The organism is Acidovorax sp. JHL-9 (assembly GCF_000426205.1).
Lineage (GTDB): Bacteria > Pseudomonadota > Gammaproteobacteria > Burkholderiales > Burkholderiaceae_C > Acidovorax > Acidovorax soli.
On the sequence record NZ_AUEX01000028.1, the window covers coordinates 1 to 14,068 of the forward strand.

Sequence of the window (14,068 nt, forward strand, 5' to 3'; positions counted from 1 at the left end):
GATGCGCAGAGCGCCGGCGTCGGTCAGCACGGTCTTGGCGCTCTTGCCGTTGCGGTGATTGGCCGCAGCCCCTTCGGGCTTGGCCTGGCCGGGGGCGTAGCCCAGGTGGTGACTCATCTCCGCGCCCAGCGCGCGCTCAAGCACCGACTTCTTGAACTGCTGGAAGATGCCCTCAAGCTCGGCTGGCGTGACTGGCCCGGGAATGAGTTGCTCAAGCAGCTCGGCTGAGAATTGCGGCTGCGCCGCCTTGTCCGCTGATGCGGTGGTCTTCGTCTTGCGTGGCATTCATGCTCCTTGTTGACATGCTATGCCTCACACACAAACTTTCTGACAGGCTCGAACTTTCACGAACCCAGCCACAGCATCACGATTGCACCTCTACTGATCGCAACTGAAACCGATCGCGGATTCAGTTCTGTGGCTACCAGCCATCACAACGATGGAGTGTTGCTTCCCATACAAGTCTCACCGTCTTCATTGAAAGACTGCATCGAAAAAGTACTGTGGATAAGCGAGGGTTTGGCAATTGACCCGCTTCTGTGGATTTCTGGTCGATACAAGCCAACGCCTACGATCGTGGAGGCTGCATCCGCTCTGTACGGGCAGCACTCGGTGGCCGATTTGTCACGCAGCGATGCAGGCGCCAAGAATTTGTCCATCACATCCAATGCTGTCAGTCAGTTGATTCGACGTGTCAAGGATCAACACCGAAAAGCCATTTGCTTCATCACAGGTGTTCCCGGGGCAGGCAAGACATTGGTAGGTCTCGACGTTGCCACCAAAAACATGGACGCGAACAGTGAGCTGCACAGCGTCTATTTGTCAGGTAACGGTCCGCTTGTAAAGATTCTTTGCGAAGCGCTCACGCGTGATGAAGTGGCGCGAAAGAAGTCAGAGGGTATTCGGCTACGCGTCGGAGAAACGCGCAAGGCCGTTGAAGCGTTTATCCAAAACGTTCACCACTTTCGCGATGCCTACCTTATTGACGAGCGCGCGCCTGTAGATCACGTCGTGATTTTCGACGAGGCCCAGCGTGCGTGGACGCTGGAGCAAACATCACAGTTCATGGCCAGAAAAAAGGGCCGCACCGATTTCAATCACTCAGAACCGGATTTCCTGATCTCTTGTATGGATCGGCATACAGATTGGGCCGTGGTGGTGTGCCTCGTTGGGGGTGGTCAAGAAATCAACACAGGGGAAGCAGGAATTAGCGAATGGATCCATTCCATCGCATGCCACTACCCTGATTGGGAAGTTCACATATCGCCCCATCTCACGGACAGTGAGTACGCTGCGGGTAAGGCCATCGAATCCTTGAAGACCCGATGGGGCGTGCACTTCGATGGAGACCTGCATCTGGCCGTTTCGATGCGGTCGTTTCGCGCGGAACATGTGTCTTCGTTGGTAAAACACTTGTTGGACCGCGACGTTGCACAGGCCAGGGCGGCGCTGGAGGAGGTTCAATTGCGATACCCCATCGTCATCACGCGCGATTTCACCAAGGCAAAACAGTGGCTCAAATCGCAAGCACGGGGTTCTGAACGTTTTGGCATAGTGGTTTCATCACAGGCAGAGCGTTTGAGGCCGCACGCCATCAATGTACGTTCGCCAATGGATCCCGTGCATTGGTTTCTGGACGACAAAGACGATGTTCGCTCGTCGTATTACTTGGAAGATGTAGCAACCGAGTTTCAAGTTCAGGGGCTGGAACTGGACTGGGCCTGCGTGGTCTGGGATGCAGACCTGCGGATCGGTGCCAAGGGCTGGCGCCACCACCAGTTTGTGGGAAACAAATGGCAAAACATCAACAAGGCTGAGCGGCAGAACTATCTCAAAAATGCCTATCGTGTACTCCTGACCCGCGCTAGGCAGGGAATGGTGATAGTGGTACCGCAGGGCGACTGCGAAGATCACACCCGAGATCCTTCGTTCTACGATCCCATTTTTGAATATCTAAAAGCTATTGGAATTGCGGTGCTGTAAAAGCACGCCGGCGCAATTTGGATCAATCAATACAAAGACTATGAGTTCTTGGACCAGCAGAGCGCTTGTTGCGTCTGAACGTACGCGTTCAAGCTGTTGTATGAAAGGGCGGCAGGCCAACGCTATCGCCCCGCACTCAGTGTTTAATTTTGACAGCCGACACGGCTGAGGCTGGTGGACGCATTCGAGGCCAGGCACGCGAAAGCCCGGCGCATAGCCAGGTGGCTGCAAAAGATGCGGTTTTATGTTCCAGTGAGCGTCGAACCCTGTACCAGGGCACGGCGGTACGTGTGGCGCCGGTTACTTAACGCTACCGCGTGTCACCCCGCCGACCGACAACGGGCAGGCTCCACGAATAGCGCAGCGCCAGCAGGCGGATGGCCAGGCAAATCAGGGCCCCGAACCAGGGGGTGATGGCGAATTTCCAATCCATGAGTTGCCCCAGTACCTGGATGGACGCCCCGACGAGCGCCGCCACCGCATAGATTTCCTTGCCCAGGATGACGGGCACGCGGTTGAGCAACACGTCGCGGGCCACACCGCCGCCCACGGCACTCACTACGCCCAGGACGATGGCGACCTCGGGGTTGTGGTCCATCGCCAGCGCCTTTTGCGCGCCTGTGACGGCGAAGAAACCCAGCCCCAGCGAGTCGAAGAAAACAATGGGGCGTTGCAGGCGATCGATGAGCGGGCGCGCCCAGATGGCCATGGCGGCAGCCAGCGCCGATGTGGCCAGATAGCGCCCATCGGAAATTGCCACCGGCGGCAGCGATCCCAGGCTCAGGTCCCGGATGAAGCCGCCGCCGCAGGCGGTCAGGTGGCTGATGACCAGAACACCAAACAGGTCGAGCCGCCGTTGCCCGGCGGCCACGGCTCCGCTGACGGCAAAGGCGAAGGTGCCGCACAGGTCCATCAGGACCAGGACTTCGCGCTCCGTCATGCCTTGGGCGCAGGGCACAGCCAGGCCGAGGCAGCGCTCAGCATGGCCTGCAGCCCGGTCTCCAGCGTGGGATGGATCACCGGTGCGAATTTGGGTGAATGGTTGCTGGGGATCTTGTTGACCTGCTTGTCCGCCTTGGCCTGTGCAAACACAGCGGCATCGGTGCCGCCGACGAACCAGAAGACGTAAGGCACGTTCCAGGACCGGCCGAACACGCTGAAGTCTTCGCTGGCCGAGGCCGGCGCGGCCTGCAGGGCCTTGTCGCCAAACTGGGCCTTGAAGGCATCGGCCACCCGCTGCGTGGCGGCGGCGTCGTTCTCGGTCAGGGGGTACTGGCTGAGGGTGGTGAATTCGGGCGGCCGCTCGGCGCCGGAGGCATCGCACTCGGCGCAGCAGATGCGCCGGATGGACTTGAGCATGTACTCGCGCACGTCTTCGTCATAGGTGCGCATGTTGAGCTTGATGGTGGCTTCGTCAGGGATGATGTTCTCTTTGGTGCCAGCCTGCAGCGAACCGATGGTGAGCACAGCGCTGTCCAGCGGCGAGATCTCGCGCGAGACGATGGTCTGCAGGCGCATAGTGGTGGCGGCCGCCATGATGACCGGATCGATCGATGTCTGCGGCTGCGAGCCGTGCGAGCCGCGCCCGAACAGCGTGATTTTCAGGCTGTCGCCTGCCGACAAAATAACCCCCGGCCGGTAGCTCACGGTGCCGCTGGCCCCCACCATGACATGCTGGCCCAGGATGATGTCGGGCTTGGGAAAGCGGTCGGTGCCCCAGTTGTCCACCATGCTGCGGGCGCCGCTGCCCACTTCTTCGCCCGGCTGGAACACCACCATGAGCGTGCCCTTCCAGACATCGCGGTGCTCGGCCAGCACGCGCGCGGCCCCCATCAGCCAGGCCGTGGCCAGCAGCGAGAAGATCAAACTCACAAGGCTCGGCCAGCACGCGCGCGGCCCCCATCAGCCAGGTGACGTGCATGTCGTGCCCGCAACTGTGGGCTACGCCCACTTCCACGCCGTCTTCATCCTTGGCCCGAACGGTGCTGGCGTAGGGCAGGCCGGTGTTTTCGACCATGGGCAGCGCGTCCATGTCGGCGCGCAGCATCACCGTGGCGCCTTCGCCGTTGCGCAACACCCCCACCACGCCGGTGATGCCGACCTTGCGGGTCACCTCGAAGCCCAGCGCCTCGATGTAGTCTGCCGCCACCTGGGCCGTGCGCTCCTCCTGCATCGACAGCTCGGGGTGCTGGTGCAGGTCCTTGTAGATGCTTTCGAGTTCCCCAAACAGAGCATTGCTGGGGCCTGCAATGGCTTGGATGAGTGCATTCATGGCAAATCCTGGGGTGGTGGATGCGCCAGTATGCGAGATTCAGTTGCCTCCAGCCAGCGTTTTCGCAGGGATGGCGCTCTCGGTTATCGTTGCGGACCAGAGCACCACCGCGCAGCCGACGCGCTGCACTCCGCCCCCTCTTTGGCCACCATGAAATCCCCCATCTCCATCGTCAACGTAGACCGCCTCGACACCTGGACCCGCTACCGCGCAGGCCTGTGCGACACCTGCGCGGCCAACTGCTGCACCATGCCGCTGGAGGTGCAGCTATCGGACCTGGTGCGGCTGGGGCTGGTGGATGCATTCGAGGCCGAGCACGAGGAGCCCCGGCACATTGCCAGGCGGCTGCAAAAGGCGCGGCTGATTGACCACTTCAACCACAAGAACGTGGTGTTCACGATGGCGCGGCGGGCCAGTGGGGACTGCAACTTTCTCGACCCTGCAACGCGGCGCTGCACGGTGTACGAGAAGCGCCCTGAGACATGCCGTCTGCACCCGCAAAAGAAGAGCCCCAAACCGGGCTTTTGTGCGTATGGGCGCCGCGCGGCATGACTACAGGGGTGGGTGCGGCGGCTGATTCTTCCAATGGCTGCGGTCTGGTCACGCACACCTCCGCACCATAAGCTGCCACGAAGCGCTGTTTCAATCCGCGCCCGCCATTGCTGGCAGGCGAATCGCTATGCCTTCTTGGCTCTGGCGGGCTTCGCCTTCGCCGACGTCGGTGCCGTTGGTGCAGGGGCCTTCGTGCTCGGGGCGAGTTTCGGCACCTTGGGCGGTGGCGGTGGCAGGTAGTTGGCACCTGTCACGACCGACTGGCGCGTCTGGCTCTCGAGTTGCTGGCGGCCCCGGCGCGCAATGCGGCCACCGCTTTGGGCGGCGGTCTTGTTTTCGGCCATGCCGGTGGCCTGCACGCTCTCGGCAATCTGGCGGGTCGATAGCTCGGCCAGGGCGGTAAAGATCAGCTCGGCCTCACTCATATGGTCGCGCAGGTTGTGGCTGGTCAGCCCCTTCTTTTCCTTGTGCTGCGCCACACTCAGGCCCGACCATTCTTGGTGAATGATGTTGGTGAGGATGACAAATTCGCTGCTCGCCTTGATGTCATGCTCGCTCCAGTAGTCGGTGAGCTTGGTGCGGGTTTCCTGGCCCGTCATGCGCTGCTGGATCCACTTGTCGCTGCGGCCGTGCTGCTGCCAGGTCTGGCGTGCGCGGGCTAGCGAAAGGGCAGGGTCGGCCATCTCCTGGATGCGCTCGTAGCCCACTTTAGCCAGCCAGAGCTTGATGGGCTCGGCCTTGGGGCTAGGGATCGATTGGACAATACGCAGCAAACTTTCTGTGGTGGCCACATCGGTCAACCGCTGCTTGCCGTCTGCAGCCGGTAATTTCAACTGTCGACAAAATGCCGACAGTTCAGCCCCGTCTTCTGACTTGACCCGCAGCTTCATCTTGAACCAGTAGTCGCGAGCGTTCTCGCTGTCCGTCAGCACCTGAACCATATCGATCACGGAAAACCACCAGGTTTCCGTGCTCTCGTCGTACACGCGGCGGATGGACTGAGCATCAAATTCTGCAGGCAGGGTTGTCATGGGCGCTCCAGCATCGCTCTTCGGATATTACTGTATAAATCACCAGTATTACCCATCCATCCACCTAAAAATGCTACATAATAGATAGCTTATAGCGCTTATATATAAAGCTATAAAGCCCATTTTTATATCCAATGTCGTCACCAGAATGGGCTGCGCAGGCCCTTGAATCTTTCGATGCGGTGGTGCAGGCCACCGAGGGTTTCCGCAGCCGTGCCGGCCAGCGGCTGATGGCCGAGCAGGTGGCGCGCACCTTCAGCAGCGCCACGCTGGGCAAGGTGGACGAGGAAAGTGGTGAAGCCGCGCCCACGCGCTCCATTGCCGTCATCCAGGCGGGTACGGGCGTGGGCAAGTCGCTGGCGTACTGCGCGCCCGCGATTGCGCTGGCGCTGGCACGCGGCACGCGGGTGCTGATCTCCACCGCCACGGTGGCGCTGCAGGAGCAGCTGGTCAACAAGGACCTGCCCGCACTGGCGGCGCTGATGCCGCAGCCCTTCAAGTTTGCGCTGGCCAAGGGGCGCGGGCGCTATGTGTGCAAGCTCAAGCTCGACCGCCTGGCGGGCACGGGCGAGGCCGAGGAAGAGGCCGACGACGACCTGTTTGCCGAAGAAGAAGCCGCCGCCCGCGCCAAACGCCCTCGGCACGAGACCGAGGCGCGCATGCAGTTTTATTCGACCATGGCGCAGACGCTGTCGAAAGGCGCGTGGGACGGCGACCGCGACAGCCTCGATACACCGCCCGAGCCCGAGGTGTGGAGCCCCGTGGCGGCCGAGGGCGCATCGTGCACCGGCAAGCATTGCCCGGCCTTCAGCCAGTGCACCTACTACGACAAGCGCAAGGAGCTGGTGGGTGCGCAGGTGATCGTGGCCAACCACGATCTGCTGCTGTCGTCGCTGGGCGCGCGCGTGCTGCCCGAGCTGGACAACTGTCTCTTGGTGCTGGACGAAGCCCACCACCTGCCATCGACCGCGCTCGACCAGTTTGCGTGCAGCATGGACCTGTCGCGCATCACCTGGATCGAGCGCCTTGCCAGCCGGGGCCTGCGCATCGGCGCGCTGCTGGAGGTGGAAGAGATTGCCGACATCCCCAAGCACTCGGCCCAGCTGCGGCAAACGCTGCAGGACCTGGCGCGCATCGTGATGGATGTGTATGGCGCCCAGCTCAAAAGCCAGCCCAGCGCCTGGGGACCGGCACGTGTGCGCGTGCCCCGGGGCGAATTGCCCGAGCAGTTGATTGCACCGCTGGGCCTGCTGGCCGCGAGTGCCGAGGGCTTTCTCGAAGCGCTGCGCGCCATCAGCAAGGCCCTGCGCGCCGAGATGCGCGACAAGCCCGAAGAGGCCAGGCGTTTGTCCACGCTGTATGCGCAAATTGGCATGCTGGCGCCGCGCCTGGAAGAACTGCACGCCACCGCGCAACTGCTGCTGCAGGACGCACCCGAAGGGGCCGTGCCCGCCGCCAAGTGGTTCACACTGGAGGTGGATGGCGACTTCATCGTGGTCAAGGCACACGCCAGCCCGATCCTGCCCGGCACCACGCTGCGCAACCACCTGTGGAGCGCGGTGCGCGGCGCGGTGCTGACATCGGCCACGCTCACCAGTTGCGGGCACTTTGACTTCTTCTTGCGCGAGGCCGGGCTGCATGGCGACGAAGCGGCCACCACGCTCGAAGTGCCCAGCCCCTTCAACTACGCCGCGCAGGGCACGCTGATTGCGGCCGAGACGCGGGCCGACCCCAAGAACGCCGCCCAGTTCACCACCGAGATGGTCGATGCGCTGCTGCACGACATTGCGCGCGTGGAATACGGCGCGCTGGTGCTGTTCACCTCGCGCGAGCAGATGCGCCAGGCCGTGGATGCGCTGCCCACCGCCATGCGCAGCGTGGTGCTGGTGCAGAACGCGCTGCCGCGCACGCAGCTGCTCAAGCGCCACCGCGAGCGCGTGGACAGCGGCGAGCCCTCGGTCATCTTCGGCATGCAGTCGTTTGGCGAGGGGCTGGATTTGCCAGGGCGATTGTGCGAATCGGTCTTCATCACCAAGCTGCCCTTTGCCCCGCCCGACGACCCGGTGGGCGAGGCCCGCGCCGAGTGGCTGCGCGCCGTGGGCCGCGACCCCTTCAGCGAGCTGGTGGTGCCCGCCACCGCCATCCGCCTGGCGCAGTGGGTGGGCCGCGCGATTCGCACCGAAGAAGACATGGCGCACGTGTACTGCTACGACAAGCGCCTGACGCGCACCAGCTACGGGCAGCGCCTGCTCAAAGGGCTGCCGCCGTTTGCGCTGGAGCAACGTGCGCCACTCTGAGCACTGTAAAGTCGCCAGCCCTTTTCACCACGACAACCAGAAAGAACAACCCCATGCCCCACACCGTGCCTGCCTGCCCCCAATGTGGCCAGGAGAACACCTACCCCGACGGCAGCAACTATGTGTGCCCCGACTGCGCGTTTGAATGGCCGCAGGTGGCCGACGCTGCGGACGCCGATGCACCCGAAGGCGACGGCGTGGTGCGCGACGCGAATGGCAACCCGCTGGCCGATGGCGACGCCGTCATCCTGGTGAAAGACCTCAAGGTCAAGGGCTCGTCGTCCACGCTCAAGAAAGGCACCAAGATCAAGAGCATCCGCCTGGTCGATGGCGCCGACGGCCACAACGTGGACTGCAAGACCGACCTGGGCAGCATGCTGCTGAAGTCGGAGTTCTTGAAGAAGGCCTGAGCAGGGGTGCATACACCCGGCGCTGCCGATGCGCGCCGGCATCGACAGAACGGGGGGCAATGCGCGATGATGGGCCTTCGAGCCTGTTGACGATCTCGCAGGTGAACAGACACCATGTCCCCCACGCGCCTCACCGCCCTGACCGTGCTGGCCATGCTCGCCTTTGCGGGCAACTCCTTGCTGTGCCGCGCGGCGCTCAAACACACACCGATCGACGCGGCCACCTTCACCACGGTCCGCCTGGTCGCAGGGGCCGTCGCGCTGTGGCTGCTGGTGGCGCTGCGCCGCAAGCAGGCCTGGCGGGCCGGCAACTGGCTGTCTGCCCTGGCGCTGTTTGTGTATGCCGCAGGTTTTTCGTACGCCTACCTGAGCCTGCCGGCCGCCACCGGCGCGCTGCTGCTGTTTGGCGCCGTGCAGGCCACGATGATCGGCCATGCCTGGCTGAAAGGCGAACGCCTGGCACCCGCGCAACTGGGGGGCATGGGGCTGGCCTTCGGCGGCCTGGCGGGCCTGCTCATGCCTGGCATGTCGGCGCCCCCGATGGCCGGTGCCGCGCTGATGCTGGCGGCGGGGGCGGCCTGGGGCATCTACTCGCTGCGCGGCCGGGGCGGGGGCAACCCCATCGAGATCACGGCGGGCAACTTCTTGCGCGCGGCGCCCATGGCGCTGCTTTTGAGCGCGGTGGCATGGGAGCACGCCACCTGGAGCAGCGCAGGCCTGGGCTACGCCGCCGCATCGGGCGCGCTGGCCTCGGGCATGGGCTATGCGCTGTGGTACACGGCCCTTCCGGGGCTGCGCGCCACCCAGGCCGCCACGGTGCAGCTGAGCGTTCCCGTGCTGGCAGCGTTCGGTGCCGTGCTGTTGCTGGATGAAGCCGCGACGCTGCGGCTCGTGCTGGCCTCGGTGGCCATCCTCGGCGGGATCGCCCTGGTCATCTGGGCCAAGCGCAAGCCCTGAACGCCGGGGTGCACGGCACCTTGCCACGCGCGGCGGCACAATCCCTCCGGCCCCCTGCGCCGCCCCGTTGTTTGCACATCCTCCTTTCTTCCATGCCCCCCATCGCCGTCATCGACTTTGAAACCACCGGCATCTCGCCCGGCCAGGGCGCGCGCGCCACCGAGGTGGCCATCGTGCTGCTGGAGAACGGGCAGGTGGTGGACCGGTTCCAGAGCCTGATGAAAACCGGCGCATGGATTCCGCCGTTCATCACCCAGCTCACCGGCATCACCAACGCCATGGTCAACGCCGCGCCCGATGCGGCACAGGTGATGCAGGAAGCGGCCCGCTTTGTGGGCAACGCGCCCATGGTGGCGCACAACGCGGCGTTCGACAGCAAGTTCTGGCAGGCCGAACTGGCGCTGGCCGGGCTGCCTGCACCGCAGCCTTTTGCCTGCACGGTGCTGCTGTCGCGGCGCCTGTACCCCGAGGCGCCCAGCCACAAGCTCGGCGTGCTGGTCGATTACCACGGCCTGCCGCGCACCGGCCAGGCGCACCGGGCACTGGCCGATGCCGAGATGGCCGCCGCGCTGCTGGCACGCATGCAGCACGACCTGCGCACCCGCTGGGGCGTGTCGGAGCCCAGCCATGCGCTGCTGATGGCGCTGCAGCGCTGCGCCCGGCCCGCGGTGGGCAAGCTGCTGGCGCAGCACGGCACCGGAGCCTGAACGCCCACCCCGCAGGATTACTCTGTTTTTGATAGCTGTTGGCGCTTATCCATCGGTCACCACAGGCTTTGTCTATCCATAAGGACGGGCCGTCATCTTGCTTGTCCATAATCGCGCCACTTCTTCCACAGAAAGGCCGCATATGTCGTACCTGGTTCTCGGATTGCTGCTGTTCCTGGGCCTGCACTCGGTGCGCATCGTCGCCGATGGCTGGCGCACGCAGGCGCTGGCACGCATGGGCGAGCTGCCGTGGAAAGGTCTGTACTCGCTGGCATCCATCCTTGGCCTGGCGCTCATCGTCTGGGGCTATGGCCTGGCGCGGCAGCAACCCGTGGTGCTGTGGGTGCCGCCCATCGGCATGCGCCACGCCGCATCGCTGCTCACGCTGATCGCCTTTGTGCTGCTGGCCGCCGCCTATGTGCCGCGCAATGCCCTCAAGGCCCGGCTGCACCACCCCATGGTGCTGGGCGTGAATGTGTGGGCGCTGGCGCATCTGCTGTCCAACGGCAACCTGGCCGACGTACTGCTGTTTGGCAGCTTCTTGCTGTGGGCGGTTTTCGACTTTCGCGCCGCGCGCCAGCGCGACCGGGCGCAGGGCACGGTGGTTGCCCCTGGCACCGCTGCGGGCACGGGTGTCACGCTGGTGGTGGGGGCAGTGGCCTGGGCGGGTTTTGCTTTCTGGGCCCATGCACTGCTGATCGGCGTTTCGCCCCTGGGGCAGTAAGCAGCCTGCGGACCATTGCCCCCCACCCTGAGGCGTTCTTGCATGCGCGGAAATATCGCAGCCATCGTGCTGGTCCTGCTTGCGGTGGGCGTGGGCCTATGCTTCACACCCAACCGGGTGAAGCAATAAGATGCTATTTGTTCAATAGCCTCCAGTGCTTTTTCATCCAGCGGTCAAGGCCCTTTTGATGCCGATTTTTATCCCGCAAATCCACACCAGACGCCAGGCCCTGCAGGGCCTGGCACTGGCCTGTGCCCTGCTGCTGGGCGGCTGCAGCACGCTGCCGCCATCGTCAGCGTCCGCACCGTTGCGCAGCGCAGCGTCGCAGCTGTCGGACGACCAGGCGCACGACATCGCCATCCACGCGCTGGGACTGGTGGGCACGCCCTACCGCTATGGCGGCAACACGCCCGACGCAGGTTTTGACTGCAGCGGTCTCATTGGCTACGTGTACCGCCACCGCGTGGGCACCGTGGCGCCGCGCACAGTGGCGCAGCTCAGTGGCTGGGGCCAGCCGATTGCCAACGGCGATCTGCGCAGCGGTGACCTGGTGGTGTTTGGCGCAGGCCCTGCCCCCACCCATGCGGGCATCTATGTGGGAGAAGGGCGCTTCGTGCACGCCCCATCCACCGGCGGCACGGTGCGGCTGGACCAGTTCAGCTCGGGCTACTGGGCGCGGCAGAAAACAGCATTTCGCAGACCCTGAAAACCGCCTCCGCTTGCAACGGCCGCGCCACCTACGCTCAGGCCAAGGTGTACGCTGTCTTCACGCTGGTATAGAAATCCTGCGCATGGCGGCCCTGCTCGCGCGGGCCATAGCTGCTGCCCTTGCGGCCACCAAACGGCACGTGGTAGTCCACGCCCGCCGTGGGCAGGTTAACCATCACCATGCCGGCCTGCGCATGGCACTTGAAATGCGTGGCGTGCTGGAGGCTGGTGGTGGCAATGCCGGCCGAAAGGCCGAACGGCGTATCGTTGGCCGTCGCCAAGGCTTCGTCGTAATCACGCACGCGGATCACGCTGGCCACAGGGCCGAAGACCTCTTCGCGGTTGATGCGCATGGCTGGCGTGCTGTCCACAAACAGTGCTGGCTGCATGAAGAAGCCTTGTTTGCCGCTGCCCGTGTGGCAGGCCACGCGGGCGCCGCCGGCGGCCAGCACCGCGCCCTCATGCTTGGCAATTTCTACGTAGCCCAGGTCTTGCTGCAGCTGCGCCTGGCTGACCACCGGGCCGATATCGGTGCCGGCAGCACGGGCATCGCCCACCGTGATCTTCGCCATGCGGGCCTGCAGCGCTTCAACAAAGGCCGGGTAGATCTTGTCCGTCACGATCAAACGACTGGACGCGGTGCAGCGCTGGCCGGTGGAATAGAAACAGCTTTGCACCGACAGCTCCACCGCCTGTTTCAGGTCGGCATCGTCCAGCACCACCTGCGGGTTTTTGCCGCCCATCTCCAGTTGCACCTTCTTGCCGCCTTTGACGCAGGCCTCGGCAATGCCGCGGCCCACGCCCACCGAACCCGTGAAACTGATGGCCGCCACATCGGCATGCTGCACCAGGGCGCTGCCAATGACGCTGCCGCGCCCCATGACCAGGTTGAACACACCCGCTGGAATGCCGCTGCGGTGGATGATGTCGGCCAGCGCCCAGGCGCTGCCAGGCACCAGATCGGCGGGCTTCAAGACCACGCAGTTGCCAAAGGCCAGGGCCGGCGCGATCTTCCAGGCCGGAATCGCGATGGGGAAGTTCCAGGGCGTGATCAGGCCGACCACGCCTATGGGCTCGCGGGTGATTTCCACGGCAATGCCGGGGCGCACCGAGGGCAGGGTCTCGCCGGCCAGGCGCAGGCATTCGCCGGCAAAGAACTTGAAGATCTGGCCGGCACGCGCCACCTCGCCAATGCCTTCGGGACGGGTCTTGCCCTCCTCGCGGGCCAGCAGGTCACCGAGTTCTTCCTTGCGAGCCAGGATCTCGTTGGCGATCTTGTCCAGCGCGTCATGGCGGGCCTGGATGCCCGAGTGGGACCAGGCCGGGAAGGCGGCCATGGCTGCGGCGACGGCGGCGTTCACATCGCTGGCGTCACCCTGTGCGTACTCGCCAATCACATCGGACAGGTCGCTGGGGTTGATGTTGGAAATATTGCTTTTGCCAGTGACCCATTGGCCGCCGATCAGGTTGTCATAGGTGGGCACGTTCATTCTTTCAGCGCGCCCAGCGCAGCACCAAAGGGTCCAGGCGGCGGGCAATGTCGATCAGCTGGCGGCGCACCTCGGGGTGCATGGGCGGCCAGGGCGCGCGCGGCGCGTCGCAGGCGATCACGCCACCTTCCTTCATCAGCGCCTTGGCGGCCAGAAAGCCGGCCTGGCGGTTCTCGTGGTTGATCAGCGGCAGCCAGCGCTGGTATTCGGCAAAGGCCCGGTCCTTGTCGCCGTTGCGGTGCGCCTTGATGATGGGACGGATGCCGTCGGCGAAGCCGCCACCGGTCATGGCGCCGGTGGCGCCGGCCTCCAGATCGGCCAGCAGGGTGATGGCTTCCTCGCCGTCCCACGGGCCTTCGATGGCCTCGCCGCCCAGGGCGATGAGTTCGCGCAGCTTGTTGGCCGCACCGGCGGTTTCCATCTTGAAGTAGCTGACCTGCGCGATCTCTTGGGCCATGCGCGCCAGGAAGGCCGGCGGCAGCGGCGTGCCAGCAGCGGGCGCGTCCTGGACCATGATGGGGATGTCGATCGCGTCCGACACGCCCTGGTAGAAGGCCTGGATCTGCGCCTCACCGAAACGGAAGGTGGCACCGTGGTAAGGCGGCATGACCATCACCATGGAAGCACCCATGTCCTGCGCGCGGCGGCTGCGTTCGGCGCAGACCTTGGTGCTGGTGTGGGTGGTGGTCACGATCACCGGCACACGGCCGGCCACGTGCTCCAGCGCCAGGCGCGTCAGGGTTTCGCGCTCCTCGTCGGCGACCAGGAACTGCTCGGAGAAGTTGGCCAGGACGCACAGTCCATCCACGCCCGAGTCGATCATGAAGTCCAGGCAGCGCTTCTGGCTGGCCAGGTCCAGCGTGCCGTCTTCGTGGAAGGTGGTGGGCACCACCGGGAAGATGCCCTGGTATCGGGGATTGGAAAGTCCAGGCATGGC

13 protein-coding genes and 1 pseudogene are annotated in these 14,068 nt (G+C 64.4%); 8 read left to right on the forward strand and 6 right to left on the reverse strand.

Annotated elements, in window-relative coordinates:
* The coding region (locus tag K225_RS20970; RefSeq protein ID WP_026436496.1) for a transposase at positions 1-285 on the reverse strand (285 nt) is incomplete at its 3' end.
* 132 nt (positions 286-417) lie between these two features.
* On the opposite strand from K225_RS20970, the gene K225_RS20975 reads away from it, so the two are divergent.
* A complete protein-coding gene (locus tag K225_RS20975) occupies positions 418-1,983 on the forward strand; it encodes a DUF2075 domain-containing protein (RefSeq protein ID WP_238323247.1) in 1,566 nt (521 codons plus the stop codon).
* A gap of 310 nt (positions 1,984-2,293) precedes the next feature.
* Here the strand turns inward: K225_RS20975 and K225_RS0115615 are convergent, their stop codons facing one another.
* Entirely contained in the window at positions 2,294-2,923 is a 630-nt protein-coding gene (locus K225_RS0115615; protein WP_026437280.1) for a trimeric intracellular cation channel family protein, read from the reverse strand.
* Positions 2,920-4,255 (reverse strand): annotated as a pseudogene (locus K225_RS20980) (M20 family metallopeptidase). Before K225_RS20980 ends, K225_RS0115615 begins: the two are co-directional and overlap by 4 nt.
* A gap of 150 nt (positions 4,256-4,405) precedes the next feature.
* On the opposite strand from K225_RS20980, the gene K225_RS0115625 reads away from it, so the two are divergent.
* Positions 4,406-4,807, forward strand: a complete 402-nt coding sequence (locus K225_RS0115625) for a YkgJ family cysteine cluster protein (protein WP_026437281.1) — start codon at positions 4,406-4,408, stop codon at positions 4,805-4,807.
* A 125-nt stretch (positions 4,808-4,932) separates the two neighbouring features.
* Here the strand turns inward: K225_RS0115625 and K225_RS20985 are convergent, their stop codons facing one another.
* Entirely contained in the window at positions 4,933-5,793 is an 861-nt protein-coding gene (locus K225_RS20985) for a Bro-N domain-containing protein (protein ID WP_238323248.1), read from the reverse strand.
* A 179-nt stretch (positions 5,794-5,972) separates the two neighbouring features.
* Between K225_RS20985 and dinG the strand changes: the two genes are divergently transcribed.
* From dinG to K225_RS0115665, 6 genes are all read left to right on the forward strand, one after another.
* Positions 5,973-8,135 (forward strand): ATP-dependent DNA helicase DinG, encoded by a 2,163-nt coding sequence (dinG, locus tag K225_RS0115635; protein ID WP_026437282.1) that lies wholly within the window; start codon positions 5,973-5,975, stop codon positions 8,133-8,135.
* Between the two features lie 53 nt (positions 8,136-8,188).
* Positions 8,189-8,545, forward strand: coding sequence for a zinc ribbon domain-containing protein YjdM (locus K225_RS0115640; RefSeq protein ID WP_026437283.1), 357 nt, complete (start codon positions 8,189-8,191; stop codon positions 8,543-8,545).
* Positions 8,546-8,659: 114 nt separating this feature from the next.
* Positions 8,660-9,502: a DMT family transporter gene (locus K225_RS0115645; RefSeq protein WP_026437284.1), complete on the forward strand. Its 843-nt coding sequence runs from the start codon at positions 8,660-8,662 to the stop codon at positions 9,500-9,502.
* A gap of 92 nt (positions 9,503-9,594) precedes the next feature.
* The gene (locus tag K225_RS0115650; RefSeq protein ID WP_026437285.1) at positions 9,595-10,209 is read left to right on the forward strand and encodes a PolC-type DNA polymerase III; all 615 of its coding nucleotides are present in this window, start codon (positions 9,595-9,597) and stop codon (positions 10,207-10,209) included.
* A gap of 142 nt (positions 10,210-10,351) precedes the next feature.
* Positions 10,352-10,933 (forward strand): NnrU family protein, encoded by a 582-nt coding sequence (locus tag K225_RS0115655; RefSeq protein WP_026437286.1) that lies wholly within the window; start codon positions 10,352-10,354, stop codon positions 10,931-10,933.
* A 187-nt stretch (positions 10,934-11,120) separates the two neighbouring features.
* The gene (locus tag K225_RS0115665) at positions 11,121-11,639 is read left to right on the forward strand and encodes a C40 family peptidase (RefSeq protein ID WP_051249007.1); all 519 of its coding nucleotides are present in this window, start codon (positions 11,121-11,123) and stop codon (positions 11,637-11,639) included.
* A 37-nt stretch (positions 11,640-11,676) separates the two neighbouring features.
* Here K225_RS0115665 and K225_RS0115670 read toward each other — a convergent pair whose 3' ends face one another.
* Together K225_RS0115670 and K225_RS0115675 are read right to left on the reverse strand one after the other, a co-directional pair.
* A complete protein-coding gene (locus tag K225_RS0115670; protein ID WP_238323250.1) occupies positions 11,677-13,125 on the reverse strand; it encodes an aldehyde dehydrogenase family protein in 1,449 nt (482 codons plus the stop codon).
* Positions 13,126-13,135: 10 nt separating this feature from the next.
* Positions 13,136-14,065 carry a dihydrodipicolinate synthase family protein gene (locus K225_RS0115675; protein ID WP_026437289.1) on the reverse strand — a complete coding sequence of 310 codons (930 nt, stop codon included), beginning with the start codon at positions 14,063-14,065 and terminating at the stop codon, positions 13,136-13,138.
* Positions 14,066-14,068 lie beyond the last annotated feature (3 nt).

Coding starts and splice junctions, on each gene's coding strand:
- K225_RS0115615 (WP_026437280.1), bottom strand. CDS start 2,923: ATGACGGAGCGCGAAGTCCTGGTCCTGATGGACCTGTGCGGCACCTTC.
- K225_RS0115625 (WP_026437281.1), top strand. CDS start 4,406: ATGAAATCCCCCATCTCCATCGTCAACGTAGACCGCCTCGACACCTGG.
- dinG (WP_026437282.1), top strand. CDS start 5,973: ATGTCGTCACCAGAATGGGCTGCGCAGGCCCTTGAATCTTTCGATGCG.
- K225_RS0115640 (WP_026437283.1), top strand. CDS start 8,189: ATGCCCCACACCGTGCCTGCCTGCCCCCAATGTGGCCAGGAGAACACC.
- K225_RS0115645 (WP_026437284.1), top strand. CDS start 8,660: ATGTCCCCCACGCGCCTCACCGCCCTGACCGTGCTGGCCATGCTCGCC.
- K225_RS0115650 (WP_026437285.1), top strand. CDS start 9,595: ATGCCCCCCATCGCCGTCATCGACTTTGAAACCACCGGCATCTCGCCC.
- K225_RS0115655 (WP_026437286.1), top strand. CDS start 10,352: ATGTCGTACCTGGTTCTCGGATTGCTGCTGTTCCTGGGCCTGCACTCG.
- K225_RS0115665 (WP_051249007.1), top strand. CDS start 11,121: ATGCCGATTTTTATCCCGCAAATCCACACCAGACGCCAGGCCCTGCAG.
- K225_RS0115675 (WP_026437289.1), bottom strand. CDS start 14,065: ATGCCTGGACTTTCCAATCCCCGATACCAGGGCATCTTCCCGGTGGTG.